The 23,469-nt window shown below is 71.9% G+C and carries 22 protein-coding genes and 1 pseudogene; 13 read left to right on the top strand and 10 right to left on the bottom strand.

Going from position 1 to position 23,469, the window contains the following annotated elements; translation table 11 throughout:
• A pseudogene (locus AOK22_RS08140) lies at positions 1 to 461 on the top strand (hypothetical protein); the annotation flags it as partial.
• Positions 462 to 509: 48 nt separating this feature from the next.
• Here the strand turns inward: AOK22_RS08140 and AOK22_RS08135 are convergent.
• Complete coding sequence (locus AOK22_RS08135) at positions 510 to 2,009, bottom strand: SCO1417 family PLP biosynthesis transcription factor (RefSeq protein WP_055697908.1); 1,500 nt, start codon at positions 2,007 to 2,009, stop codon at positions 510 to 512.
• 103 nt (positions 2,010 to 2,112) lie between these two features.
• Between AOK22_RS08135 and yczE the strand changes: the two genes are divergently transcribed.
• From yczE to AOK22_RS08115, 4 genes are all read left to right on the top strand, one after another.
• Entirely contained in the window at positions 2,113 to 2,784 is a 672-nt protein-coding gene (gene yczE / locus AOK22_RS08130) for a membrane protein YczE (RefSeq protein ID WP_107101890.1), read from the top strand.
• Entirely contained in the window at positions 2,781 to 3,548 is a 768-nt protein-coding gene (locus AOK22_RS08125) for a glycerophosphodiester phosphodiesterase family protein (RefSeq protein WP_055697907.1), read from the top strand. Before yczE ends, AOK22_RS08125 begins: the two co-directional genes overlap by 4 nt.
• Before the next feature lie 46 nt (positions 3,549 to 3,594).
• Positions 3,595 to 4,950, top strand: a complete 1,356-nt coding sequence (locus AOK22_RS08120; protein ID WP_055697906.1) for an MFS transporter — start codon at positions 3,595 to 3,597, stop codon at positions 4,948 to 4,950.
• Positions 4,951 to 5,206: 256 nt separating this feature from the next.
• A complete protein-coding gene (locus tag AOK22_RS08115; RefSeq protein ID WP_030360404.1) occupies positions 5,207 to 5,581 on the top strand; it encodes an RNA polymerase-binding protein RbpA in 375 nt (124 codons plus the stop codon).
• Between the two features lie 234 nt (positions 5,582 to 5,815).
• On the opposite strand, the gene fxsA is transcribed toward AOK22_RS08115, so the two are convergent.
• The 4 genes from fxsA to AOK22_RS08095 all read right to left on the bottom strand — a co-directional run bounded on the left by fxsA (position 5,816) and on the right by AOK22_RS08095 (position 9,964).
• Complete coding sequence (fxsA, locus tag AOK22_RS08110; RefSeq protein ID WP_055697905.1) at positions 5,816 to 6,391, bottom strand: FxsA family membrane protein; 576 nt, start codon at positions 6,389 to 6,391, stop codon at positions 5,816 to 5,818.
• 72 nt (positions 6,392 to 6,463) lie between these two features.
• Complete coding sequence (locus AOK22_RS08105; protein ID WP_055697904.1) at positions 6,464 to 7,255, bottom strand: polyprenol monophosphomannose synthase; 792 nt, start codon at positions 7,253 to 7,255, stop codon at positions 6,464 to 6,466.
• Between the two features lie 534 nt (positions 7,256 to 7,789).
• The gene (locus tag AOK22_RS08100; RefSeq protein ID WP_079036427.1) at positions 7,790 to 9,454 is read right to left on the bottom strand and encodes an amidohydrolase; all 1,665 of its coding nucleotides are present in this window, start codon (positions 9,452 to 9,454) and stop codon (positions 7,790 to 7,792) included.
• Positions 9,455 to 9,523: 69 nt separating this feature from the next.
• Positions 9,524 to 9,964 carry an Lrp/AsnC family transcriptional regulator gene (locus AOK22_RS08095; RefSeq protein WP_030789227.1) on the bottom strand — a complete coding sequence of 147 codons (441 nt, stop codon included), beginning with the start codon at positions 9,962 to 9,964 and terminating at the stop codon, positions 9,524 to 9,526.
• A gap of 460 nt (positions 9,965 to 10,424) precedes the next feature.
• Here AOK22_RS08095 and AOK22_RS08090 point away from each other — a divergent pair, with 460 nt between their 5' ends.
• On the top strand, positions 10,425 to 10,853 hold the full coding sequence (locus AOK22_RS08090) for a hypothetical protein (RefSeq protein ID WP_055697903.1): 429 nt from the start codon (positions 10,425 to 10,427) through the stop codon (positions 10,851 to 10,853).
• A gap of 1 nt (position 10,854) precedes the next feature.
• Here AOK22_RS08090 and AOK22_RS08085 read toward each other — a convergent pair whose 3' ends face one another.
• Together AOK22_RS08085 and AOK22_RS08080 are read right to left on the bottom strand one after the other, a co-directional pair.
• Positions 10,855 to 11,955: a phosphotransferase family protein gene (locus AOK22_RS08085; protein WP_055697902.1), complete on the bottom strand. Its 1,101-nt coding sequence runs from the start codon at positions 11,953 to 11,955 to the stop codon at positions 10,855 to 10,857.
• Positions 11,956 to 11,983: 28 nt separating this feature from the next.
• Positions 11,984 to 13,111, bottom strand: coding sequence for an Rv3169 family protein (locus tag AOK22_RS08080; RefSeq protein WP_055697901.1), 1,128 nt, complete (start codon positions 13,109 to 13,111; stop codon positions 11,984 to 11,986).
• A 380-nt stretch (positions 13,112 to 13,491) separates the two neighbouring features.
• Between AOK22_RS08080 and AOK22_RS08075 the strand changes: the two genes are divergently transcribed.
• Positions 13,492 to 13,890 (top strand): hypothetical protein, encoded by a 399-nt coding sequence (locus AOK22_RS08075; protein WP_055697900.1) that lies wholly within the window; start codon positions 13,492 to 13,494, stop codon positions 13,888 to 13,890.
• On the opposite strand, the gene AOK22_RS08070 is transcribed toward AOK22_RS08075, so the two are convergent.
• The gene (locus tag AOK22_RS08070) at positions 13,853 to 15,019 is read right to left on the bottom strand and encodes an acyl-CoA dehydrogenase family protein (RefSeq protein WP_055697899.1); all 1,167 of its coding nucleotides are present in this window, start codon (positions 15,017 to 15,019) and stop codon (positions 13,853 to 13,855) included. The two genes, AOK22_RS08075 and AOK22_RS08070, sit on opposite strands and share 38 nt — an antisense overlap.
• 347 nt (positions 15,020 to 15,366) lie before the next feature.
• Between AOK22_RS08070 and AOK22_RS08065 the strand changes: the two genes are divergently transcribed.
• A complete protein-coding gene (locus tag AOK22_RS08065; protein WP_055697898.1) occupies positions 15,367 to 16,623 on the top strand; it encodes a glycoside hydrolase family 18 protein in 1,257 nt (418 codons plus the stop codon).
• 54 nt (positions 16,624 to 16,677) lie between these two features.
• On the opposite strand, the gene AOK22_RS08060 is transcribed toward AOK22_RS08065, so the two are convergent.
• A complete protein-coding gene (locus AOK22_RS08060) occupies positions 16,678 to 17,301 on the bottom strand; it encodes a TetR/AcrR family transcriptional regulator (protein ID WP_055697897.1) in 624 nt (207 codons plus the stop codon).
• A 208-nt stretch (positions 17,302 to 17,509) separates the two neighbouring features.
• Here AOK22_RS08060 and AOK22_RS08055 point away from each other — a divergent pair, with 208 nt between their 5' ends.
• From AOK22_RS08055 to AOK22_RS08045, 3 genes are read left to right on the top strand one after another with little or no spacing between them, the layout of a single operon-like run.
• Positions 17,510 to 18,058, top strand: a complete 549-nt coding sequence (locus AOK22_RS08055) for a DUF6230 family protein (RefSeq protein WP_237773102.1) — start codon at positions 17,510 to 17,512, stop codon at positions 18,056 to 18,058.
• Complete coding sequence (locus AOK22_RS08050; protein ID WP_425264013.1) at positions 18,049 to 19,026, top strand: DUF6114 domain-containing protein; 978 nt, start codon at positions 18,049 to 18,051, stop codon at positions 19,024 to 19,026. Before AOK22_RS08055 ends, AOK22_RS08050 begins: the two co-directional genes overlap by 10 nt.
• A gap of 16 nt (positions 19,027 to 19,042) precedes the next feature.
• Complete coding sequence (locus AOK22_RS08045) at positions 19,043 to 19,951, top strand: hypothetical protein (protein WP_055697895.1); 909 nt, start codon at positions 19,043 to 19,045, stop codon at positions 19,949 to 19,951.
• On the opposite strand, the gene AOK22_RS40745 is transcribed toward AOK22_RS08045, so the two are convergent.
• Complete coding sequence (locus AOK22_RS40745; RefSeq protein WP_107101889.1) at positions 19,929 to 20,081, bottom strand: SCO1431 family membrane protein; 153 nt, start codon at positions 20,079 to 20,081, stop codon at positions 19,929 to 19,931. The genes AOK22_RS08045 and AOK22_RS40745 overlap by 23 nt on opposite strands.
• Before the next feature lie 223 nt (positions 20,082 to 20,304).
• On the opposite strand from AOK22_RS40745, the gene AOK22_RS08040 reads away from it, so the two are divergent.
• The gene (locus tag AOK22_RS08040) at positions 20,305 to 21,783 is read left to right on the top strand and encodes a M1 family metallopeptidase (protein ID WP_079036426.1); all 1,479 of its coding nucleotides are present in this window, start codon (positions 20,305 to 20,307) and stop codon (positions 21,781 to 21,783) included.
• A gap of 592 nt (positions 21,784 to 22,375) precedes the next feature.
• Positions 22,376 to 23,469: cytochrome P450 family protein (locus tag AOK22_RS08035; RefSeq protein WP_157872197.1), on the top strand; the 1,094-nt coding region annotated here is incomplete at its 3' end.

Genomic DNA, 23,469 nt, shown 5'->3' with positions numbered 1-23,469 from the left:
ACCGCCCGAGCGCGCTCGGGCACCTCGCCGCCGCCGACGGGCGCAAGGACCCCCAGTCGCTGCTGCAGGTCCCCCTGCGGCACGGCAGGGCGGCCAATGTGACGGTCGTGGTGGCCGATCAGCTCGACTGCCTGGACGTACTGATCGACCCCGTGCGCCAGCACACGCGCGCGCGGGTGGTGCTCGGGCCCGCGACGCCCGACCAGCTGGAGGAGGTCCTCGGGGTGCCGCCCCACACGACACCCACCGCCGACGTCCCGCCCGGCCGGGGCTATGCCCGGCTCGGCACGGGCCAGGTGCACCGCCTCCAGGTGCCCGCGACGCCCGATCCCTACGACGACGCGACCAGCGAGGCACACCGCAGGGCCGTCATGGAGCTGCTGCCGGAGCGGAGCACTCCGGCGGACGCGACGGCCACCGAGGAGGCCACGGAGGCGGAGCCGGTCGCGGCCGAGAGCTGAACCCGGAGCTGAACCACGAGCTGAACCCGGTGTCTCCGGAGACGGGCGTCAGGCGACGAAGGTGTGCGGGCTCTCCGCACCGGCGCCGGCGCCCGTCGCCACGAGCCGGGCCGCCGCGGCCAGCCGCACCGCCGCCTCCTCGGCCACCGCGCCGCCCACCGTGAACGGCAGCCGCACATACCCCTCGAAGGCGCCGTCCACTCCGAACCGCGGCCCGGACGGCACCCGGACCCCCACGCGCTCGCCCACCTCGGCGAGCCGCGACCCCGAGACGCCCCCGGTCCGCACCCACAGGGTGAGCCCGCCGCTCGGCACCTCGAACTCCCACTCGGGCAGCTCACGACGCACGGCGGCGACCAGCGCGTCGCGGTTCTCCCTGGCCTGCGCCCTGCGCACGTCGACGGCGGCCTGCCAACCGCCTGTGTTCAGGAGCCAGTTCACGGCGAGCTGTTCAAGGACCGGAGTGCCGAGGTCGGCGTAGGCGCGCGCGGCGACGAGGCTGCGGATCACGTCGGGAGCGGCCCGCACCCAGCCGATGCGCATGCCCGCCCAGAAGGCCTTGCTGGCCGAGCCGACGGTGATGACGGTCGAGCCCGCGGGGTCGAACCCGCAGACGGGGCGCGGCATGGCGAGGTCCGGGTCGAGCCCGAGCTCGCTCATCGTCTCGTCGACGACGAGGACGGTGCCCGCCGAACGGGCCGCCTCGACCAGCTGCCTGCGCTGGTCCTCGCTCGCGAGCGCGCCGGTGGGGTTGTGGAAGTCCGCGACGACATAGGCGAGTCGCGGCGCCGCGTCGCGCAGGACCTGGCGCCACCGGTCCATGTCCCAGCCCTGGAGCCCCTCGGCCATCGCGACGGGCACGAGCCGGGCGCCGGCCTCGCGCATCAGCTGGAGGATGTTGGCGTACGAAGGGGACTCGACGGCGATGCGCTCGCCGCGGCCCGCGAACAGATGACAGATCGCGTCGATGGCGCCCATCGCGCCGGTCGTCACCATGATCTGCTCGGGCATCGTGGGGATCCCGCGCGCGGTGTAGCGCTCGGCGAGCATCTCGCGCAGCGCGGGCAGCCCCGCCGGGTAGTCGCCGTGCGTGTGGGCGTACGGCGGCAGCGCTTCGAGGGCGCCCTGGACGGCCCGGGTGAGCCAGGGCTCGGGCGCGGGCAGCGCGGCGCAGCCCAGATCGATCATGGAGCCGAGCGCCTCGGGCGGCAGCGGTTCGAGCCCGCGCGCGGGCAGGGGGTTGCCGGCCGGGACGGCGGTCCAGCTGCCCGCTCCCCTGCGGGACTCCAGGAACCCCTCGGTGCGCAGCGCCTCGTAGGCGGCGGCCACCGTGGTGCGGCTGACGGCGAGCGCGACGGCGAGCTCCCGCTCGGCGGGCAGCCGCGCGGCGACCGGCACGCGGCCCTCCAGGACGAGCAGCCGGATGCCGTCGGCGAGCGCGCGGTAGGCGGGCGGGCGGCGGCTGCCCGAGCCCGCCGGGCGGTCCTGCTGGGAGGCGAGGAGGCGGGCGAGCTGCGTCGAGCCCATCGCCGAAGTCCACTGAGCCATGATTACCAGTCCACCTTCCCCGAATTGGCCATGGTTGGCTCCTCTGTGCAAGCCACAGAGTGTCACGGGTCAGGCCACAACCACCACCAGCAGGGGGATCCTCTTGTCCGGCACGACATCTGAGGCGACGAAGCGGCATCTGCCCCGGAGACTCACACAGCTGTACGTGGGCCTCGCGCTGTACGGCGTGAGCTCGGCGCTCCTCGTGGTGTCGGGCCTCGGCCTGGAGCCGTGGAACGTGCTGCATCAGGGCCTCGCGGAGCTGACCGGCCTCTCGATCGGCGTCGTGTCGATCGTCATCGGGGCCGTGGTCCTGCTGCTGTGGATCCCGCTCCGCCAGCGTCCCGGCCTCGGCACGGTCTCCAACGTCTTCGTCGTCGGCCTGGCGATGGACGGCGCCCTCGCCCTGCTCCCCGACGCGCACGGCCTGGCCGTACGCATCCCCCTCCTGGTGTTCGGGATCGTCCTGAACGGCGCGGCGACCGGCCTCTACATCGCGGCCGCCTTCGGCCCCGGCCCCCGGGACGGCCTGATGACGGGGCTGCACGCGCGGACCGGGCAGTCCATCCGCCTGATGCGGACGCTCATCGAGGTGGCGGTCGTCGCCACCGGCTTCGCGCTCGGCGGCACCGTCGGCGTGGGCACCGTCCTGTACGCCCTGTCCATCGGCCCGCTCGCCCAGTTCTTCCTGCGCCGCTTCGCCGTCCCCACGCCTTCCGCCGGAGGGGTCGTGGCCTCCGGCGGTCCGTCGGGGCAGGCGATACTGCAGCGGTGACCACCCGCGTACGCCACCCCTATCTCGACCATCCCGGCCCGCTCGCCCTCGCCCACCGCGGCGGGGCGGCCGACGGCCTGGAGAACACCGCCGCGGCCTTCCGGCGCGCCGTCGACCTCGGCTACCGCTACATCGAGACCGACGTCCACGCCACGGCCGACGGCCGCCTCGTCGCCTTCCACGACGCCACGCTCGACCGCGTGACGGACCGGGGCGGGCGCATCGTCGACCTCCCGTGGAGCGAGGTGCGCCACGCGCGCGTGGCGGGCGACGAACCGGTGCCCCTCTTCGAGGAGCTCCTGGAGGCGTTCCCCGAGGTGCGCTGGAACGTGGACATGAAGGCCGAGCCCGCGCTGCGCCCGCTGCTCGACCTGCTCCGCCGCACCGACGCCTGGGACCGCGTCTGCGTCGGCTCGTTCTCCGAGGCCCGCGTGGCCAGGGCCCAGCGCCTGGCGGGCCCGCGCCTGGCCACCTCCCTGGGCACCCGGGGCGTGGCGGCGCTGCGCCTGCTGTCGTACGGCGTGCCCGCGGCCCTGCGCCGCTCGGCCGTCTGTGCCCAGGTGCCCGAGACGCACGGCAGGATCCGGGTGGTCGACCGCCGCTTCGTGCGGGCCGCCCACGCGCGCGGGATGCAGGTCCACGTGTGGACCGTGAATGACGCCGACCGCATGAGGGCCCTTCTGGACCTGGGGGTGGATGGCATAGTTTCCGATCACATCGAGACGCTGCGCGAGGTGCTGAAGGACCGGGGGACCTGGGTCTGACCGCCCCGAGGGCGGCTTCGCACCACGGGGAACAGCGAGGTCACGGGTGGGCACCGACACCCTGGGAACGGCGGCGGCCGACGAGGCCGCCGAGCGGCGCCGCGAGCAACGGGGCTGGTACTTCTACGACTGGGCGTGCTCGGTCTACTCGACGAGCGTCCTGACCGTGTTCCTGGGGCCGTACCTCACGGAGATCGCGAAGACCGCCGCGGACGCCGACGGATACGTGCACCCGCTGGGCATCCCGGTCAGCGCGGGCTCCTTCTTCGCGTACGCGGTGTCCGTGTCCGTGATCCTCTCGGTCTTCGTGATGCCGCTGGCGGGCGCCGCCGCCGACCGCACGGGCCGCAAGAAGCCGCTGCTCGCCGTGGCCGCCTATCTGGGGGCGGCGGCGACGGCCGGCATGTTCTTCCTGGACGGCGACCGCTATCTCCTCGGCGGCTTCCTGCTGATCGTCGCCAACTCCTCGCTCGCCGTCTCGACGGTGCTCTACAACTCCTACCTCCCGCAGATCGCGCCCCCGGAGGAGCGCGACGCGGTCTCCTCGCGCGGCTGGGCCTTCGGATACGCGGCGGGCGCCCTGGTCCTGGTGGCGAACCTGGTCCTGTTCCTCGCGCACGACAGCTTCGGCGTCTCCGAGGCGACGGCGGTCCGGATCTGTCTGGCGTCGGCGGGCCTGTGGTGGGGCGCCTTCACCCTCGTCCCCCTCAAGCGGCTGCGGGACCGTCGGACACCGCCGTCCGAGGCCGGCGCCCCGGCGCGGGGCGGCTGGGGGCAGCTGGTGGAGACGGTGCGGGACATGCGCCGCCATCCGCACACGCTGGCGTTCCTGCTGGCCTACCTCGTCTACAACGACGGGGTGCAGACGGTGATCTCGCAGGCGTCCGTCTACGGCTCGGAGGAGCTCGGGCTCGAACAGTCCACGCTCATCGTCGCGGTCCTGCTGGTGCAGGTGCTGGCGGTCGCCGGGGCGCTCGCCATGGGGCGGCTCGCCCGGACGTACGGCGCCAAGCGCACCATCCTGGGCTCGCTGGTGGCGTGGACGGTGACGATCGGGGCGGGGTACTTCCTGCCCGCCGGGGCACCCGCGTGGTTCTTCGTGCTCGCCGCGGGGATCGGTCTGGTCCTCGGCGGCAGCCAGGCGCTCTCCCGTTCCCTCTTCTCGCATCTGGTGCCCCGCGGCAAGGAGGCCGAGTACTTCTCCGCGTACGAGATGAGCGACCGCGGGATGTCCTGGCTGGGACCGATGATCTTCGGCCTCACGTACCAGCTCACGGGCAGCTACCGGGACGCGATCCTCTCGCTCGTGGCGTTCTTTGTGCTCGGTTTCGCCCTGCTTGCCCGGGTTCCGGTGCGGCGCGCGGTGGAGGACGCGGGAAATCCCGTACCCGATCGGATTTAGCAACTGAAGCCAAAGGCCGGTAGTGTACGCCTTTGGCCTGCCAGGCGGACCGTTACTGCGAGCTGAAGATTCAGAAACGCTGGGTGACATCTGCTGCCAGATGTGACAAACCGGGCGCTGGTGGGTACAACAAGGGGCGGCATACGACGGCGACGCATGACCCTGAACGGGAATCTTTACCGCCGACCGGACGTTGACCGGATGACGACGACAGCGACACCTGTCCTGTGGGCGACAAGCCCGGGAGGCACGATTCATGAGTGAGCGAGCTCTTCGCGGCACGCGCCTCGTGGTGACAAGCTACGAGACCGACCGCGGCATCGACCTGGCCCCGCGCCAGGCCGTGGAGTACGCATGCCAGAACGGACATCGTTTCGAGATGCCGTTCTCGGTCGAGGCGGAGATCCCGCCGGAGTGGGAGTGCAAGGTCTGCGGGGCCCAGGCACTCCTCGTAGACGGGGACGGCCCCGAGGAGAAGAAGGGCAAGCCGGCGCGTACGCACTGGGACATGCTCATGGAGCGCCGTACTCGAGAAGAACTCGAGGAGGTCCTGGAGGAGCGCCTGGCGGTCCTCCGGTCCGGCGCGATGAACATCGCGGTGCATCCGCGGGACAGCCGCAAGTCCGCCTGACGGCGAACGACGCGGAGTACCGCACAGCGCACCACGCATAAAAGGGCCGGGGCCACTGCTGAGCAGTGGCCCCGGCCCTTGCGCGTCCTGCTGCCGGAAGCAGATCCTCCGCAACCGGCCCCGACGGTGCCGGGCCCGACAGTGCCGGGCCCGGCACGGATCGATCGGTGCGGCGGCCGCGAGGGGAATCAGCGCCGCGCCATCAGGCACGGCGGACTCAGCGCGGCGCCGGCGTCAGTACGGCAGCTGCGGATCGTCCGGACGCGGGCTCCGCGTCGACGGCTCGTCGTCCCTGATGACCTCGCCCTGGACGACCTTGCCGTCCGGGCGGTGCATCCGGGCCTGCTGGAAGGCGTCCCCGAGCCCGCCGGGGGTCGCCTCGCGCACCTTGCGCTCGAAGGTCCGCTCCGCGAACTTCCCGAGCGCCTTCTGGACCGGCGGGACCAGCAGGACCAGGCCGAGGACGTCCGAGATCAGTCCGGGCAGGATGATCAGCAGGCCGCCCAGCATCGTCAGGGCGCTGCCGCCGCCGCTCTCCGCGGCGGGCGTGACGCCGCTCTGCTGCTGTTGCACCGCCTCGCTGAGCCTGCGGAAGGCCCTGCGCCCCGCCCGCTTGATCACCGCGGAGCCGAGCACGAGGCCGCCCACCAGGAGCAGGAAGACCACGAACCCGCTCGTGGCGCCCGCCACGACGGTGAGCAGCCAGATTTCCAGGACCAGCCACGCGGCGATGCCGAGCGGCAGGAACCTCAGGGGCCCGGAGCGCCGGGGCCGGGCGGGTCGGATGGGAGGCGGTGCGCCAGTCGTCATGCTCCCAGTGTGCCTGGGCCCGCCTCAGTCCGGGATAAGGAGATGATCAAGAAGGCCGGGCCCCGGCCGCGGTCACGGCTGCTTGCGGCCGATGACCTTGCCGACGCGCTCCCCCACGCCCCACGCGGTGACCCGCCACAGCGCCTCGACCACGATGTTCTGGCTCATCTTGCTGTCGCCGAGCTCCCGCTCGACGAAGGTGATCGGCACCTCGACGACGTGGTAGCCCGCCTTGACCGCGCGCCGCGCGAGGTCGACCTGGAAGCAGTACCCCTGCGACTCGACCTCGCCGAGCCCGAGGCCTTCGAGGGTCTCGCGGCGGAAGGCGCGGTAGCCGCCCGTCACGTCGCGGATCGGCACGTCGAGCAGGAGGCGCGAGTACGTGCTGCCGCCGCGGGAGATGAACTCGCGGTGCTTGGGCCAGTTGACGACCCGTCCGCCCGGCACCCAGCGCGAGCCGAGCACGAGGTCGGCGCCCTTGAGCGCGGTGAGCAGCCGGGGCAGCTCCTCGGGCTGGTGGGAGCCGTCGGCGTCCATCTCGACGAGCACGCCGTAGTCGTTCTCCAGGCCCCAGCGGAAGCCCGCGAGGTAGGCGGCGCCCAGCCCCTCCTTGCCCTTGCGGTGCAGCACGTGGACCTGGTCGTCGTCGGCCGCGAGCTCGTCGGCGATCTTGCCGGTGCCGTCGGGGCTGTTGTCGTCGGCGACCAGGACGTGCGCGTCCGGCACGGCGGCCCGCACCCGGCCGACGATGGACTGGATGTTCTCCGCCTCGTTGTAGGTCGGAATGATCACCAAGGCCGTGCCGAGCGAGCCGAACCGCCTCCCCTGGTCCCCCGCTTCGGAGACCCCGCCGCCGTCGTTCACTACTGCCCCTTCGTTCGTACGCAGAGGACCACCATAATGGCCGCCGCCTGCGCCGCTGCGGCGGCACGGAGGTCAGGGGCGAAGTGCCCGTCATGTACGGGAGAAGTACCGCACGCGACGGGGGAAAGTACTGCGGATCGGGGCCCGGCGCCCTTCGGGCCGACCTGGGACCCGCTGGCTGCGGATCGACCGAAAGCCGTTGTCTACTGAGCGTCCGGGCCCGACCCGGGTCACACCTGCCGATCGGCTGATACGTTCCCTCGCCTCCGCGTCGCGGGCGCTGGACCTGGCTCCCAGTGGTGGTGCGCCGGTGCGGCACACCACCCATGACCCAGCGGCGTTCGACGATCGCGTGGAGGTTCGCCGGTCGGACGTCCTGTGGTGGACCCGGCCGAACCTACCGGCCCACGGCGGCAATCTGTCAATACCCCCCTGAACTGGGGCGATCGCCGGGACCACCAGGTCAGTGCCGAGGATTCCCAGGTCGTGCGACGGGACGGCGGACCGTGATCCGTGCCGCGCACCGCCGGGACATCACTCGTCCGGCCGCACGAAGACCGGTGTACCGGCCACCACGGTGCTCAGGCAGACGGGCAGTTCGGCGCCGGGCGAGAGGTCCGGCAGGCCGGGGGTGCCCGAGCGCGGGTCGGTCGACCAGCGGGCCACCCGGTCGTCGGGGGCCTGGACCACCAGATCGGCGGTGCGCCACACGGCGTAGTCCGCGGGCGCGCCCGGCACCAGGACACCCGCGTCGTCGCGGCCGACGGCCCGCCAGCCGCCCCGGGTGTGGGCGGTGAACGCGGCGCGCACCGAGACGCGGTGCCCGGGCGTGCGGTGGAAGGCGGCGGCGCGGACCGTGCCCCAGGGATCGAGCGGCGTGACGGGGCTGTCGGAGCCGAACGCGAGGGGCACACCGGCGCGCAGGAGGGCCGCGTACGGGTTGAGGGTGCGGGCGCGCTCGGCGCCCAGGCGCTGGGCGTACATGCCGTCCTCGCCGCCCCACAGGGCGTCGAAGGCGGGCTGCACGGACGCCGTGAGGCCGAGCTCGGCGAAGGCGGCGATCGTCTCGGGGGTGAGCATCTCGGCGTGCTCGACGCGGTGCCGTGCGGCGCGCACGCGGGCCAGGCCGACCTTCTCGGCGGCCGCGCGCAGGCCTTCGACCACGGAGGTCACGGCGGCATCCCCGATGGCGTGGAAGCCCGCCTGCAGGCCCGCCTCGGTGCACGCCACGACGTGCGCGGCGACGGCGGCGGTGTCCAGGTAGGCACGGCCGGTGTGGGGGGCGTCGGCGTACGGCTCGTGGAGGCAGGCGGTGTGCGAGCCGAGGGCGCCGTCCACGAACAGGTCGCCCGCGGCGCCGGCCGCGCCGAGTTCCCGGGCCCGCCGGACGTCCGCCTCGGCCCAGTAGCCGACGACGCGCGGCCCGGCCTCCTCGGCGGCGAGCCGCAGCAGCCCGGTGAAGTCGTCCTCGTCGGAGATGTCGGGGCCCGCGCACTCGTGCACGGAGCCGATGCCGAGGGAGGCGGCGTGCCCGAGCGCGGCGCGCTGGGCCTCGGTGCGCTGCCGCGGGGTGATCGCGGCGAGGGCGGCGGCGCGCACTCCGTGGTGGGCGTCGGCGGTCAGCGGGGCGTCCGGGTGGAAACCGGTGCGCTCGGTGATGCCGGGGACCAGGTCGAGCAGCGCGGTGGTGACGACGGCGGAGTGGACGTCGATGCGGGAGAGGTAGAGCGGACGGCCGCCGGTCGCCTCGTCGAGCTCCGCGCGCGCGGGCGGGCGTCCGCCGGGCCAGCGGGCGGCGTCCCAGCCGTGGCCGAGCAGGACGGTGTCGTGCGGCCGTGCGGCGGCGTGTTCGCGGACGAGAACGAGTGCGTCGGCCAGGGAGCGGGCCCCGGTCAGGTCGAGTCCCGTCAGCGCGAGGCCGGTGGCCGTGGTGTGCACGTGGGCATCGGTGAATGCCGGGGTGACCAGGGCTCCTTCGAGGTGGACGACCTCGTCGACGCCGTCGGCGAAGGCGTCCGCCGCCCCTTCGGAACCGACCCACGCGACCTGACCGTGTTCGACGACCATCGCGGTCGCGAACGGGTCGGCGGGGCTGTGGACATCGCCGCCGCGCAGCAGCACGGTGCGGTGGTTCTGTGGATCCCGGGGGTCGCGGTCCTGGGGGTCCGGGGAGTCCTGGGGGGCGGTGCTCTGGCTCATGGGACCAGTCTCGCCCCTGCGGACGGGCGGCCGGACCCGGGGGTGGGCGGTCCGGCCGGCGCCGGGCCGTCAGACCTGCGGCGGGCGCGCCTCGTACGGAGTGGAGAGCACGACCGTCGTGCGCGTGGAGACGCCGGCGAGCGCGCGCAGGCGGCTGAGGAGGTGCTCCAGCTCCAGCGGGGTGGCGACGCGCACCTTGAGGATGTAGTTCTCGTCGCCGGCGACGCTGTGGCACGCCTCGATCTCCGGGACGCCCGCGAGGCGTTCGGCGATGTCGTCGGGGGCGCTGGGGTCGAAGGGTTTCACCGAGATGAACGCCGTGAGCGGCAGCCCGACGGCCTCGGGGTCGACGACCGCGGCATAGCCGCGGATGACGCCGCGCTGCTCCAGCCGGCGCACCCGCTGGTGCACGGCCGACGTGGACAGGCCCGTGGCCTTGCCCAGGTCGGTGTAGCTCATCCGCCCGTCCTTGACGAGCAGCTGCACGATCTGTCGGTCCAGCTCCTCCATGCGCCGAACCTACAGGGCTCTTGATCCCCCCGGATACCGGAGCGCCCGAAGGTCCCGCGCTCCGGTGACCTTCGGCGCGATGTCACGGGTGCCCGGAGGCGGAGCATGGAGGGGTGGGCGGAGCGCCATCGGGGCGCGCGCCGAGAGGAAGTGACGGCCGATGAGGCGCATGACGGCGCTTGCCATCGTGGCCCTGTTCACGGGGTGCGTGGGGTTCATCGTGTTCTGCACCGAGCAGTACGCGACGGTCGCCGGAGGCCTGTGACCGGGCGGCTCCCCCCGGCGTGCAGGGGCCTTCGCACCCCTGTTGGCCAGGCAACTCCCCTTGGCATGTGACGAACGACACACCCTTATGACCGTGTCCTGCGGGAAGCCGCGATTACCTCCACCGCGTGGCGGGAAGTGCTTGCTGTGGTCGAGGCCGCAGCGCCTTGTCGGCCCACCCGAGGGGGAGATTCCCATGCAGAACTTGAAGCGCCCCGGCAGGTCTGCCCGCGTCAAGCAGCAGCCGATCGCCGAGCCCGAGCCGGAGGGCGTCGAACCGGCCGACGACCTTCTCGACGCCTACGACACCTTCGAGATGTACCGGGTGAGCTGCCCCGACTGCGGGCAGCCCATCGCACTCCTCGCCGACGAGGACGTCCTGCCCGAGCACGCGCTGTGCCCGACCCCGTGGAATCCGTTCGGCCTCACGGTCTGCGCCGGCACCGGTCGCGCCGCGGCCGACGCCCGGCCCGCCGACGAGTCGATGGAGGCCCAGGAGCAGGACACCGCCCTGCTCCTGACGCTCCCTCAGGGGCTCGACTGGCGGACGCAGCCCTTCTCGCACGTGGGCGGTCCGGGCTCGCGCCCCATCCGCGTGCCGCACCAGCACAGGCCCGCGGCCTGACTCACCAGTAGCTGCCCTGCACCATGGCGGTGAGACTGCCGTGGTGCAGGATCAGCCTGTCCGCGGCCTCGGCGGTCGCGGGCGCCTCGGCCTCGCCGAAGTGGACCTGGCGGTAGGCGACGCGCAGCATGACGACGGCGTGCCGCAGCGCCGCGTACAGCGTGTAGAACTCCATGGCCCGCGGCACATGTCCGGTCAGGCGCGCATACGCCTGCTCGATGTGCTCGCGGCGCAGGAAGTCCGGCAGTCCGGGCTGGCCGAAGCTCACGGTCAGGTCCTGGAAGAAGCGGTGCAGATAGACCATCCAGCCGAGGTCGACCTCGCGCGGGGCGAGCGCCGCCATCTCCCAGTCGAGGACGGCGGCGGGCTCGAAGCCGTCGTAGACGATGTTCCCGATGCGCGCGTCGCCCCAGTTGAGGACGGTCTCGCCCTCGGTGGACGGCCACAGCTCCTCCAGGCGGTCGAACGCGCCCTCGATCAGGGGTGAGCGGGGCAGTCCGCGCACCACCCAGTCGTAGTAGGCGCGTTGGGCCGTGACGTGGCGGCGCAGCGGGCTGCCCTCGCCGGGCAGCGCGAGGAAGCACGCCGCGTCGGCCGGCACGCCGTCGTGCAGGCGGGCGAGGATCCGCACGGAGGCGGCCTCCAGGTGCGCGCGTTCGGCGTCGCTCGCCTCGTACAGCCAATTCCCCTCGTACGTATAGGGCATGACGTCCGGCGGGACGCGGCCCGCGACGCGCTCCATGACGAAGAAGGGCGCGCCGAGCGGGGCCGGGTCCTCCTCCAGCCAGAGCACGCGCGGCACCGGCAGGTCGGTGTGCTCGGCGACGAGCCGCATCGTGCGGTACTGCCGCGGCATGTCGTAGACGGGAAAGATCGTGTACGCGGCCGGGTCGGCGGCGAGCCGCAACGCGCAGTTTCTGAGCGGTGGTTCGGGGTGCTCGACGGCGAAGAGCAGGGTCTCACTGGACATGCCGTTGGACTCCGGGACGCTCACGTCGACCGCCTTGGCGCCGGGCAGCCGGGTGTCGAGCCAGGCGGTGAGGCGGCGGGCGAGCTCTTCGGGTTCGCGTGTGGTGGTGCGGGGGCGGGGTGCCGTGGCCATCTCCGTGCTCCTTCCTCCTGTCCGGTCCTCAGGGCGCCGTGGAGTCGAACCCGGTGAACCCGCTCGGGTCGTGGCGGCCGAAGCTGCCGTGCTCGAAGATCCCGTATCCCGTCCGCCCGTCCAGGGTGAAGCGCGCGGCGTGGTCGATGACGCCGTACGCGGCCAGCGGGTGGGCCGAGGGGTCCGACAGGTCGTAGGTGCGGCGGTCGGTCCAGTCACGGCCGCGCCAGGTGCCGTGCTGCCAGTCGTCGGCGGGCGGGTATCCGGCGCCCACGGCCAGCGGCAGCGAGGCGAGCACCTCGACGCCGAGCTCCAGGGGCTTGCGGTCCTCGGGGTCGGTGAGGTGGACGACGGCGCGTTCGGGGTGGCGGGTGCCGGAGCGGTAGGAGATGTCGGTCCGGGGCCAGCCGAGTTGGCGGTCGGGGCGGTCGGGGCGCACGAGGGTGGCGTCGTTGAGGGTGCGGTAGCCGTCGGCGTCCTCCTGGACGACGACCATCAGGAAGCGGTCGTCGAAGCGCACCGGGCACCAGATCCAGTGGAAGCCCTCGGTGGCGAACTCCTCCTCCAGACGCCCGCGTTCCTCACCGGGGATGGGCCGCACGCCCCAGCTGCGGTCGCGGGTCGCGGTCCACTCCCCCGGTGACACGGGGATCTCCCGGCCGCCGGCGCGGATCACCCCGCTGGGCCGCCCCGCCTGCACGAAACGGCGCCCTTCGAGGCTGAGCCGGTCGCCGCGGCGCTGGAGGTGGTGCGGCTCCCACAGGGCGGGGAAGTCCGCGGTCCAGGTGAGGTCGTACGCGAGGGAGTCGGGGTCGCCCGGGTCGGCGGCGCACTCCAGACGGATGCGGTGCAGCGGCTCGTCGACGGTGATGCGCAGCGGCCCGACGGAGAGGTTCATCCGGTCCTCGCCGAGGGCGTCGCTGGCGCGTACGGCATGGAGCGTGTCGCCGGTGCGCAGGGTGGCGTACGCGTCGATGACGCCGGTGTTCGGATAGACGCCGAGCCCGAGGATGAGCAGGGCGCGGCCCTCATGGTCGAAGAGGTGGAAGATGCACCGGTCGTAGGCGTTGCGGTCACCCGTGGCGACGTGCTTCATCGACAGCGGCACCTGGTGCACGGGGTATTCGTCGAGCGGGACCGGACGGTCGTCTGCCACAGCAAACCTCCCTGGATGCACGGCAGTTCAGGGTGGCGGGAGGCGTGGGGCCCTCCGGCGCGGAGTTGACGGTACGTCAGTTCGCGGGACGGAGCCAGACACGTGTCGGCCCGCGTTCGCGGGGCCGCGCGGGGACGTTCCGGGTACGCATGGGGATCCTCGCGGGGACGTTCCAGGTGCGTACGGGATCCGGGCGAGGCGCTCAGGATGCGCGGGGCGATGAGCAGGGCCCCGTACGTACGAGAAACCGCACCGCCGTCCTGGCGCGCGCCCGCGCCCCCGCGCCCGCCCGCGTCCGCCCCTCCGCACGGGCGCGCCGTGAACTGACGCTCGAATCAACCGGAGGGTGACTTCGACACGGCGGCGGGCGTTGGCCTGACATGACCCCCACGGACATGGGCACGGACATGGGCCCGACCCACCTCCCCACCGGCCATCGGCGGCGCACCCTGGTGACGGTTCCCGCCTCCGCAGAATCGGTTCCCCAGCGGCCCCAGCAGCCTCCGCCGCATCAGCAGCCGCACCCGTCGCACCAGCCGCACCCCCAGGCGCACCAGCAGTTCCCGCCGCCGCGCCCGCAGCCCCATCCCCAGCCGCCGCACCTCCAGCCGGCCCATCTCCAGGACCCGCCGATCTACCGCGCCCTGATCCGGTACTGGGCCGACCGCGGCCGCACCCTGCCCGGCCGCCACGACCCGGAGTGGGCCCGGCTCGTGGCGCCGCCGGTGCACCGGGGACAGTTCAGCGGGAGTCGGGACCCGCGAGGTGACGTGCGATGACCATGCGCTGGATCTGATTGGTGCCCTCGACGATCTGCAGCACCTTGGCCTCGCGCATGAGGCGCTCCACGGGGAAGTCCAGGGTGTAGCCGTATCCGCCGAGCACCTGCACGGCGTCCGTCGTCACCTTCATCGCGGCGTCCGTGCACAGCAGCTTGGCCATGGCCGCCTGCTTGGAGAACGGCCGACCCACGTCACGCAGCCTGGCCGCGGCCAGATAGAGCGCCCGGCCCGCCTCGATCTGCGTCGCCATGTCCGCGAGCATGAAGCGAAGCCCCTGGAAGTCCGCGATCGGCCGCCCGAACTGCTGCCGCTCGGTGGCGTACGCGACCGCCTCGTCCAGCGCCGCCTGGGCCACGCCGATCGCGCAGGCCGCGATGCCGAGCCGCCCCGAGTCGAGCGCGGAGAGCGCGATGGCGAATCCCTGGCCCTCGTCGCCGATACGGCGGGAATCGGCCACACGCACGCCGTCGAAGTTGACCTGCGCGGTGGGCGAGCCCTTCATGCCCATCTTCTTCTCGGGCACCGCGGCGCTCAGCCCCTCGGCGTCGCCCGGCACCAGGAAGGCCGTGATGCCGCGGGCGCCCTCGCCGCCGGTGCGGGCCAGGACGGTGTAGAAGTCGGCGACTCCGCCGTGCGTGATCCAGGCCTTCGTGCCGGTGAGCACCCAGTCGTCGCCGTCGCGGACGGCCTTGGTCCGCAGCGAGGCGGCGTCGGAGCCGGAGGAGGGCTCGGAGAGGCAGTACGCGCCGAGGAGGCCGCCGCCGAGCATGGCGGGCAGGTGCTCGGTCTGCTGCTCCTTGGTGCCGTACCCGGCCAGCGCGTGGCAGGACAGCGAGTGGACGCTGACGCCGAGGCCGACGGTCAGGCGCGCGGCGGCCAGCTCCTCCAGGACCTGGAGGTAGACCTCGTACGGCTGGTCGCCGCCGCCGAACCCGGAGTCGTAGGGAAGTCCGAGCAGTCCGGACTCCGAGAGCAGGGTGAAGACCTCGCGGGGGAAGCGCCCGGCGTCCTCCTCCTCGGCGGCCTTCGGGGCGATCTCGCGCTGCGCGATGTCCCGGACGAGCGAGAGCAGATCCCTGGCCTCATCCGTGGGCAGCTGGCGGTCCACCGGGGTGTGGTCGGGCATGACGCTCTCCTCCCTGTCGGGCTACGACGGCTCCGCGCTGGGTGGGGCGGGACCGCCGGGAAACGATGCCGAGCCGGGGCCTTTTTCCGGGTCACGGAAGCGGCTGACCAGCGGCTGTGGCGCGTTGAGTATGCCCGATCGACGGCATCCAGTCACTAGTTAACGACCGCTTACTCGAAAGATAGCCGAAGATCGTTCATCCCGGCGGGATTGGTACGAACCATTGACCCCACTGGTCTAGTCCTCCTACTGTTCCCCCGAACGTCTTAACGCGTTCATGCCAAGTCTCATACGCAGGTCCACAGCACCACTTCCCCCCTCCCTGTTTCCCCCCACGAGGAGACACGATGCTCAGACCGCACACCCACCGCACCGGTTTCAAGGCGCTGCTCGCCACCACCTGTTGCGCCGTCCTCGGCGCGGGCCTGCTGGCCGGCGCGGGCACCGCGGCGGCCGACCCGGACACCGGCTCGGCGAAGACCGCGAAGGCCGGGGCCGCCGCCGGGAACAAGGTCGTCGGATACTTCACCGAATGGGGTGTCTACGACCGGAATTACCACGTCAAGAACATCGACACGTCCGGCTCGGCCGACAAGCTCACGCACATCAACTACGCCTTCGGCAACGTCCAGGGCGGCAAGTGCACGATGGGCGACGCCTACGCGGCGACCGACAAGGCCTACACCGCCGACCAGTCCGTGGACGGTGTCGCCGACACCTGGGACCAGGAGCTGCGCGGCAACTTCAACCAGCTGCGCAAGCTGAAGAAGAAGCACCCCGACCTCAAGGTCCTCTGGTCGTTCGGCGGCTGGACCTGGTCCGGCGGGTTCACCGAGGCGGCCAAGAACCCCGCGGCCTTCGCCCAGTCCTGCTACGACCTGGTCGAGAACTCCAAGTGGGCCGATGTCTTCGACGGCATCGACATCGACTGGGAGTACCCGAACGCCTGCGGTCTGACCTGCGACACCAGCGGGCGCGAGGCGTACAAGAACCTGATGTCCGCGGTCCGTTCGAAGTTCGGCGCGAACAACCTCGTGACCGCGGCCATCCCGGCGGACGGCTCGGACGGCGGCAAGATCGACGCGGCCGACTACGCGGGCGCGGCGCAGTACGTCGACTGGTACAACCCCATGACGTACGACTTCTTCGGCGCCTGGGACGCGAAGGGCCCGACCGCCCCGCACTCGCCGCTGACCTCCTACACCGGCATCCCGAAGGAGTCCTGGAACTCCGACGCCACGATCAAGAAGCTCAAGGGCCTCGGGATCCCGTCCGAGAAGCTGCTGCTCGGCATCGGCTTCTACGGCCGCGGCTGGACGGGGGTCACGCAGAAGGAGCCCGGCGGCACCGCGACCGGACCGGCCGCGGGCAAGTACGAGCAGGGCATCGACGACTACAAGGAACTGAAGACCAAGTGCCCGGCCAACGGCACGGTCGGCGGGACCGCGTACGCGCACTGCGGCACCAACTGGTGGAGCTACGACACCCCGCAGACCATCGCGGGGAAGATGGACTACAAGAACCAGCAGGGCCTGGGAGGCACCTTCTTCTGGGAGCTCAGCGGGGACACGTCCAACGGTGAGCTGATCAAGGCCATCAACTGACCTTGCGCGCACAGGACTCGGGGCGGGAGCCGGTCGGCGGCTCCCGCCCCGTTCTCATGGCCGCGCCGGCGCGGGACAGGACGGCTCGAAGTCCTCGATGACGCGCAGCGTGTCCCCGAGGGTGCGCACCAGCAGCGCGCAGACGCTCTCGCGGGACAGGTCGCGGTGGCCGATCCAGTCGAGGGTGACGCCCTCGACGCTGCACAGCCAGCCGAGCAGCGCGGTGCGCGCGAGGCGCGGGATGTCCTTGCGGCCGTACGCCCCTTCGGCGATCGTCCCGATCAGCGCCTCGCGCACGCCGTCGCGTATGGCGTGCACCTCGGCGTCGAAGCCGACGCCCCCGCTGATGATCGTGCGGTACGCGGCCTGGTGGTGCTCGGCGTAGCGCAGATAGCCGTCGACGGTGCGCTGCACGCGGCCCACGGGCGGCAGGTCGTCGTGGCGCCCGGCCCGCGCGACCAGGTCGGCGACGGAGTCCTCGATGATCGCGAGGTAGTAGCCGCGCTTGGACTTGAAGTAGTAGTAGATCAGCCCTTTGGCGACGCCCGCCTGCTTGGCGATGTCGTCCATCGACAGGGCGTCGTAGGACGTGTCGGCGAACAACTTCCGGCCGATGGCGATGAGTTCGGCGCGCCGTGCCGCGGAGCGGTCCGTGCCGCGCTGTTGACTATTATTCAATTTCGGCCCTAGTCTCCAACTGCCTCGGGATGGTCCGCAGTATGGCAGAACGGTGCCCTGTGCCGGTCCGGCTCCCGTTGGCGCTTCACGCACTCCCCTTACGCACGCTTGACGACGCGGAACGACGTACGGGAGGAAGACAGTGGGCGCAGCACGCAGCGCGTTACGCGAGGGCAGAACCTCCTGGAAGAAGACGGCCGTGGTGGCCATGCCGGCCGTCCTGGCCGTCGGCGTGATGGCCTCCGTGATGGCCGAGGGCGCGCTCGCCGCGTCCTTCGCCGTCTCGGGCACCAGCTTCCAGGTCTCGTCCGGCAGACTGACGAGCCAGGGCCTGTCCTCGTACGTCCAGACGGACCGGGACATCGACGGCAAGGGGCACCCCGTGGCGCTCCTCGGGATCGGCGACGCGACCCTCTCCGACATCTGCCAGGCCGCCGAGGTCAAGACCCCGGTCGGCACCGTCGTGTTCAAGCTGACCGCGGGCGGCGACGCGGGCAACGTCACCGCGAGCAACCTCGTCATCGACGGCGAGGACCTGGTCGGCGACGCCCGCTTCGGCACCGCGCAGATCGGCCGGGACGCCTCGACGCTCGACGAAGTGCCCGGGATCCAGGGCGAGAAGGGCAAGTTCGGGCTCCAGGCCGGCGACATCACGGTGTCCGGCGTGAAGTCGCACGCCTGGTCGGCGACCGGCGGCAACTTCCGGCTCAAGGGCATGAAGGTCGATGTCAGCATCGGCGGCAAGAAGTGCTTCTGACCGGTGGCGGCAGAGGCGGCGTCAAGGCCTTCCGCAGGGACGGCGGCGGCTGGCTCGACCGGCGGCTGCCCTGGCCCGAGCAGCGCCGGGCGGTGCGCCGGTGGCGGCGCACCCGGCCGTTCTGGGGCGGGCTGCTGCTGGTCCTCGGCGGGGCCGAGCTGCTGCTGGTCCCGCTGTCGCCGCTGACCGTGCTCGTCAGTCTGGGGCTCGGCGGGCTCGCGGCGCTCGGCATCGGGATCGCGCTGGTCGTGGCCGGGCTCTTCCTGTGGCTGCTGCCGCACACGCACCACTATGTGAGCGTCAACGCCCTGATCCTGTCGGTGCTCTCCTTCGCGGCCACCAATCTCGGCGGGTTCCTCGTCGGCATGCTCCTCGGCATCGCGGGCAGCGCCATGGGGTTCGGCTGGACGCCGGTGCCCGAGGACGCCGAGGAGGACCCGGCGCGGCCCCGGGCGCGCGACGGGCAGGGCACACGGACGCTCGCCGTGCTGCTGCCCGTGGCGATCGTCGCCGGGATCGTGCTGAACGGAGGGACCGCGAAGGCGGCGCCCACCGAGGCGATCGTGGCGCCGCGCGTGCCGCCGACCGTCACCACCACGCTCTTCGCGCCCCAGGGCTTCACGCTGGCGGGCGTCACCGAAATCCCGAGCGCGGACGGGCCGCTGAAGGTCATGGTGCTGCGGATGAAGGCCGCCTCGCTCACGGACTACCGGCTGAGGACGCGCGACGGCGGGCGCGAACTCGCCCTGGGCGCCGACACCTTGGACCTGAGCGGCGAGGTCACGCTGTACCTGACCAAGTTCAAGGGGTGCCTGGAGGGCATCCTCTGTCTGACCTTCACGCCCGACAAGCTGCCGGTGCCGCCGGTCGTGCCGCCGTTCGTCTTCATGACGGACGTCAGCGCCGAACAGGCCCAGGTCACCTCGGACGTGATCGTGGCGGGCGGGCTCACCCTGAAGGCTTCCTGAGGGCGGGGGCGGGCGCATGATCCAGATCCAGGCCGCGCTCTTCTGGGCGTACGCGATCGGCGCGACGTTCGCCGTCTCGGCCGGGCGGCAGCTTCAGGTGTGGGAGCGCATCAACGCGGGCGAGGGACCGCGCACCCGCAGCCGCGCCGCCAACCCCTATCTCGCGCTCACGGCGCTCTTCGCCGCCGTCCTGATGGTGCCGACGGGGCTCTTCCTGCTCTGGCAGAACCCCGCCTGGGCGACCATGCACGTGGCGCACGGCCACGAGGGCGTGTGGGCGGGGTTCGTGCTGTTCTACGCGGGCGGGATCCCGGTCGCCGCGATCCTCGGGTTCCTGGTGGCGCAGTCCCTGGTGCTGGTGGGAGCGGGGTACTGGGCGTACCTGCAGTGCGTGGGCGGCTACTTCCTGCTGTTCGGGACGCTGGTCCACGGCTGGGACGGGCGCGGGTACGAGCGCTTCCTGTCCCCCGGCACACGGGACTTCGCCGACTGGCCGAAGGACAGCGTGCTCAACCACCTCCTGGACTTCCTGACGTCCGGGACGTTCCTGGCGCTGCTGCTCTTCGGCGCCGCGGTGATCGGGACCATGCTGGTGACCGAGATCGGCTGGCTCATGGAGGGCTGGTCGCTGCCGGGCGCCGACGAGGACCGCAAGGTGCCGCGGATCCTCGCGATCGCCATCGCGGCGGCCGGGGTCCACGGCCTGCCGTTCGCGGGCGCGCTCCTCGCGAGCGCCCTGGTGCGCCTGTTCGGCGGCTGGCTCGGCCTGCCGCTCTTCGCGGTGGCGGCGGGCGTCGTCCTGCTGCACCGGCGGTCGCCGGTGCGGTGGCTGTACGGCCTGGTGGGCGTGCCGGGGCGGCACTGGCGGGCCGGCCTCGACGACGGGGGCTACGGGAGCGGGGTCACAGCAGACCGGTCTGCGTGACGAGCATCGCCAGGACGACGACGAGGGTCCAGCCCGCGAGGTGCTCCAGGACGTTCGGGCCGTCCTCCTTGGGGCCGCCGGTGCGGGCGGTCGCGCGGGTCTGGGCTGCGATGGCAGAGGTCGCGGTCATGGCATCTCGCTGAGGTTCGTCCGGCGGGGCGCACGGCCCCGCGAGCGGTTGTGGATTCCCCCCACGAACACCCCTCCACCTTGCCAGCCGGACGTGCGGTTGTGGGAGAGACCTTGGTCACCCACAACTGAGAGGGACCGCCGTGCGTCTAAGACGGAACACGACTGTCGACGATGACGAGAGTCGCCGTACGTCCGCGCAGCATCCGACCGAAAGGTTTCCGATGAGCACGAACCGGACGCACCGCCGCAGAGCACGGCTCGCCCTCGCGGCCGCGATCACCGCGGCGGCCGCCCTCACCGCACCGGTCTCGCAGGCCGCGCCGGCGGCCGCCGAGAAGCCGTCGCCGGGCGCGCCCGGGCTCGGCGACCCGATGTTCCCGCTGGACGGGAACGGCGGGTACCGGGTGGACCGCTACTACCTGGACTTCGACTGGCAGGCGCCGAAGACGCCGTTCGAGGCCACGACGACGATCACGGCGCACTCCACGCAGGCGCTGTCACGCTTCAACCTGGACTTCGGCGGCAACACCCTGCACACCGTCTCCGTGAACGGGTCCGCGGCCGGCACGTCACGCGCCGGCGACGAGCTGACGGTCACACCCAAGTCACCGATACCGAAGGGCAGTTCCTTCACGGTCAAGGTGACGTACACCGCCGACCCGACGCAGACCCGGCACCGCGACGACGCGATCGAGGACTACGGCTGGATACCCACGCCCGACGGCACGGTGGTCTACCCCCAGCCGAACGGCGCCCGGCTGATCTTCCCGGCCAACGACCACCCGAGCCAGCGCGCGCCGATCACCTTCCGCATCACCACGCCGGGCGACCGCACGGCCGTCGCCAACGGCAAGCTGGTCTCGCGCGCCGCGCGGCCCGACGGCCGGATCCGCTGGACGTACGACTCCGAGCAGCCGCTCTCCACCCAGCTGGTGCAGCTGGCCGTGGGCAGGTTCAAACTGGTCGACGGAGAGGGCCCCGGCGGGCTGCCGCTGCGTGACGTGGTCCCGGACGAGCTGGTCGAGCCGACGGCCGCGTACCGGGGGCTCACGCCCGACCACCTGAAGTGGCTCCAGGAGCGGCTCGGCCCCTATCCCTTCAACCGGTACGGCGTGCTGGTCGGGGACACCGACCTCGGCGTCGCCCTGGAGACGCAGACGCTCTCGCTCGTGCCGAAGGCCGATCTGCTGGGCACGCGGGTCGACGCCGAGCGGAACCTGGTGCACGAGCTCACCCACCAGTGGTTCGGCGACAGCGTGGCCCTGAAGTCGTGGTCCGACCTGTGGCTCAGCGAGGGGCACGCCCGCTTCTACGAGCGGGAGTACTCCGAGCAGCACGGCGGCGACAGCTTCGAGGCCGCGATGAAGACCGCGTACCAGAACCACGACATCTGGCGTCGCGACTACGGCGCGCCCGCCGAGCCGACCGAGCCGAACCTGTTCAAGCGGATGCGCTACGACGGCTCGGCCCTGGTCCTGTACGCGCTGCGCGAGCAGGTCGGCGACGCGACGTTCCAGAAGATCGAGCGGGCGTGGGTGAGCGGCTTCAAGGGCCGCACGGCGAGCACGCAGCAGTTCGTCGACCTGGCGTCGAAGGTCGCGGGCGAGGACCTGTCGGACTTCCTGCGCCCCTGGCTGTACGGGCCGAAGACACCGCCGATGCCCGGGCATCCGGACTGGGTGGTGGATCCGGCGACCTGACGCCGTCAGCACCCTGGATCCACCTCGACGATGCCCTGGCCACCGCTCCGCGGAGCGGTGGCCAGGGCGTCGTGCGCGTCTGCCCACTCCCACCGACTTCAATCGGGAAATCGGGAACGGATTTCGTCAAGAGGTTCCGGCAAGACAAACTGTCACCAAAGAAAAGATGGCCGAAAATGCCGAGTATCGATCTTGTTGACACCCGCGCCGATGACCCGATTAACTGAGCGTCGCCAGCCTTCGACCCACTGATCTGGCAGGGGAAGCCCTCGACCATGGATTCTCGGCCCGACTGTCACTTACCGCGTGCGCCATTGTTCAGAGCGCCGCCTTTCCCGATTCCGGCCCACGGCCACTGGTTCCGGCCATGACGCAGCCCTGGGGCCCCGCCGCCCCCGCGCCCTTCACCACGCTATTTCCCTGCGGCCCGGAACCGTTGAATTAAGCCACCCATAAGTGCAATTCAGCCGCACAAATACAGGCGCGGCATCGCCATGACCGCGAGCCCCGAGATCGATGTGCCGATTCGGCATGTCGGTGCTTGCCCTGCACAAAAACCCCGCTCGCCCTGCGCTAATAAAGGAGCAGTTCCATGACTGACACCTATGAGCCCAATCTTCTGGATCCCGCGATAATGGCCGATCTGCGGGGGGAGTTCGGGCGGCTGCGGGATCAGTCGTCGGTGTGGCGGGGCTGGGCGATGGACGGGACGCCGGCCTGGTACGTGACCGGGGCGGCGGAGGTCCGTACGGTGCTGAGCGACCCGCGGTTCGCCACCCGGCGGGCACCGGAGCCGGGCACCGAGGACCCGCTGATCCGCAACCTGACCGCGCTGGGCATCCCCGAGGACCTGATGGTCTACGTCACCGGGATGCTGATCAACTTCTCCGGGGCGGAACACGCCCGGCTGCGCAAGCTGGTCTCCTACGCCTTCACCGCCCGCCGGGTCACCGGCCTGCGCCCGCGCATCGAGGAGATCGTCGACCAGCTGCTGGACGGCATCGACGCGGCGGCCGGCGGCCCCGAGCCGGTCGACCTGATCGAGACGTTCGCCTACCCGGTACCGATCGCGGTGATCTGCGAACTGGTCGGCGTGCCCGAGAGCGACCGGCCGGCCTGGCGGGAATGGGGCGACGCGCTGGTCTCCATGACCCCCGACCGCACCCCCGACGCCCTGCGCTCGATGGTCGAACAGGTCAAGGACCTGGTCAAACGCCGCCGCGCCAGCCCGGCCGACGACCTGATCACCGCCCTCCTCAAGGCCCAGGCCGAGGACGGCGACCGGCTCCGTGACGAAGAACTGGTCACCCTGGTCATCAACATCGTCTTCGCCGGCCACGAGACCACCGCCCACCAGCTCGGCAACTCCATGGCCGCCCTGCTCACCCACCCCGACCAGCTCGCCCTGCTGCGCGCCGAACCCGAACGCTGGCCCGGCGCGGTCCACGAACTGATCCGCCTGTGGACCCCGTTCCCCATCAGCCCCCTGCGCTACACCCTGGAAGACGTCGAACTGGGCGGCTTCACCCTCGCCGCCGGCGAGGCCGTCCAGCCCGTCCTCATCTCCGCCAACACCGACCCCCAGGTCCACACCGACCCCGACCGCTTCGACGTACTGCGCCGCGACGGCGAACGCGGCGGCGCCAACCTGGGCTTCGGCCACGGCATCCACTACTGCCTGGGCGC

This window comes from Streptomyces silaceus (genome assembly GCF_001419745.1).
Lineage (GTDB): Bacteria > Actinomycetota > Actinomycetes > Streptomycetales > Streptomycetaceae > Streptomyces > Streptomyces silaceus.
The sequence above is the reverse complement of the archived record's forward strand: the minus strand, read 5'-3'. Positions and strand labels throughout refer to the sequence as shown.

Coding starts and splice junctions, on each gene's coding strand:
- AOK22_RS08135 (WP_055697908.1), bottom strand. CDS start 2,009: ATGGCTCAGTGGACTTCGGCGATGGGCTCGACGCAGCTCGCCCGCCTC.
- AOK22_RS08115 (WP_030360404.1), top strand. CDS start 5,207: ATGAGTGAGCGAGCTCTTCGCGGCACGCGCCTCGTGGTGACAAGCTAC.
- fxsA (WP_055697905.1), bottom strand. CDS start 6,391: ATGACGACTGGCGCACCGCCTCCCATCCGACCCGCCCGGCCCCGGCGC.
- AOK22_RS08100 (WP_079036427.1), bottom strand. CDS start 9,454: ATGAGCCAGAGCACCGCCCCCCAGGACTCCCCGGACCCCCAGGACCGC.
- AOK22_RS08095 (WP_030789227.1), bottom strand. CDS start 9,964: ATGGAGGAGCTGGACCGACAGATCGTGCAGCTGCTCGTCAAGGACGGG.
- AOK22_RS08090 (WP_055697903.1), top strand. CDS start 10,425: ATGCAGAACTTGAAGCGCCCCGGCAGGTCTGCCCGCGTCAAGCAGCAG.
- AOK22_RS08085 (WP_055697902.1), bottom strand. CDS start 11,955: ATGGCCACGGCACCCCGCCCCCGCACCACCACACGCGAACCCGAAGAG.
- AOK22_RS08075 (WP_055697900.1), top strand. CDS start 13,492: ATGACCCCCACGGACATGGGCACGGACATGGGCCCGACCCACCTCCCC.
- AOK22_RS08070 (WP_055697899.1), bottom strand. CDS start 15,019: ATGCCCGACCACACCCCGGTGGACCGCCAGCTGCCCACGGATGAGGCC.
- AOK22_RS08065 (WP_055697898.1), top strand. CDS start 15,367: ATGCTCAGACCGCACACCCACCGCACCGGTTTCAAGGCGCTGCTCGCC.
- AOK22_RS08055 (WP_237773102.1), top strand. CDS start 17,510: ATGCCGGCCGTCCTGGCCGTCGGCGTGATGGCCTCCGTGATGGCCGAG.
- AOK22_RS08045 (WP_055697895.1), top strand. CDS start 19,043: ATGATCCAGATCCAGGCCGCGCTCTTCTGGGCGTACGCGATCGGCGCG.
- AOK22_RS40745 (WP_107101889.1), bottom strand. CDS start 20,081: ATGACCGCGACCTCTGCCATCGCAGCCCAGACCCGCGCGACCGCCCGC.
- AOK22_RS08040 (WP_079036426.1), top strand. CDS start 20,305: ATGAGCACGAACCGGACGCACCGCCGCAGAGCACGGCTCGCCCTCGCG.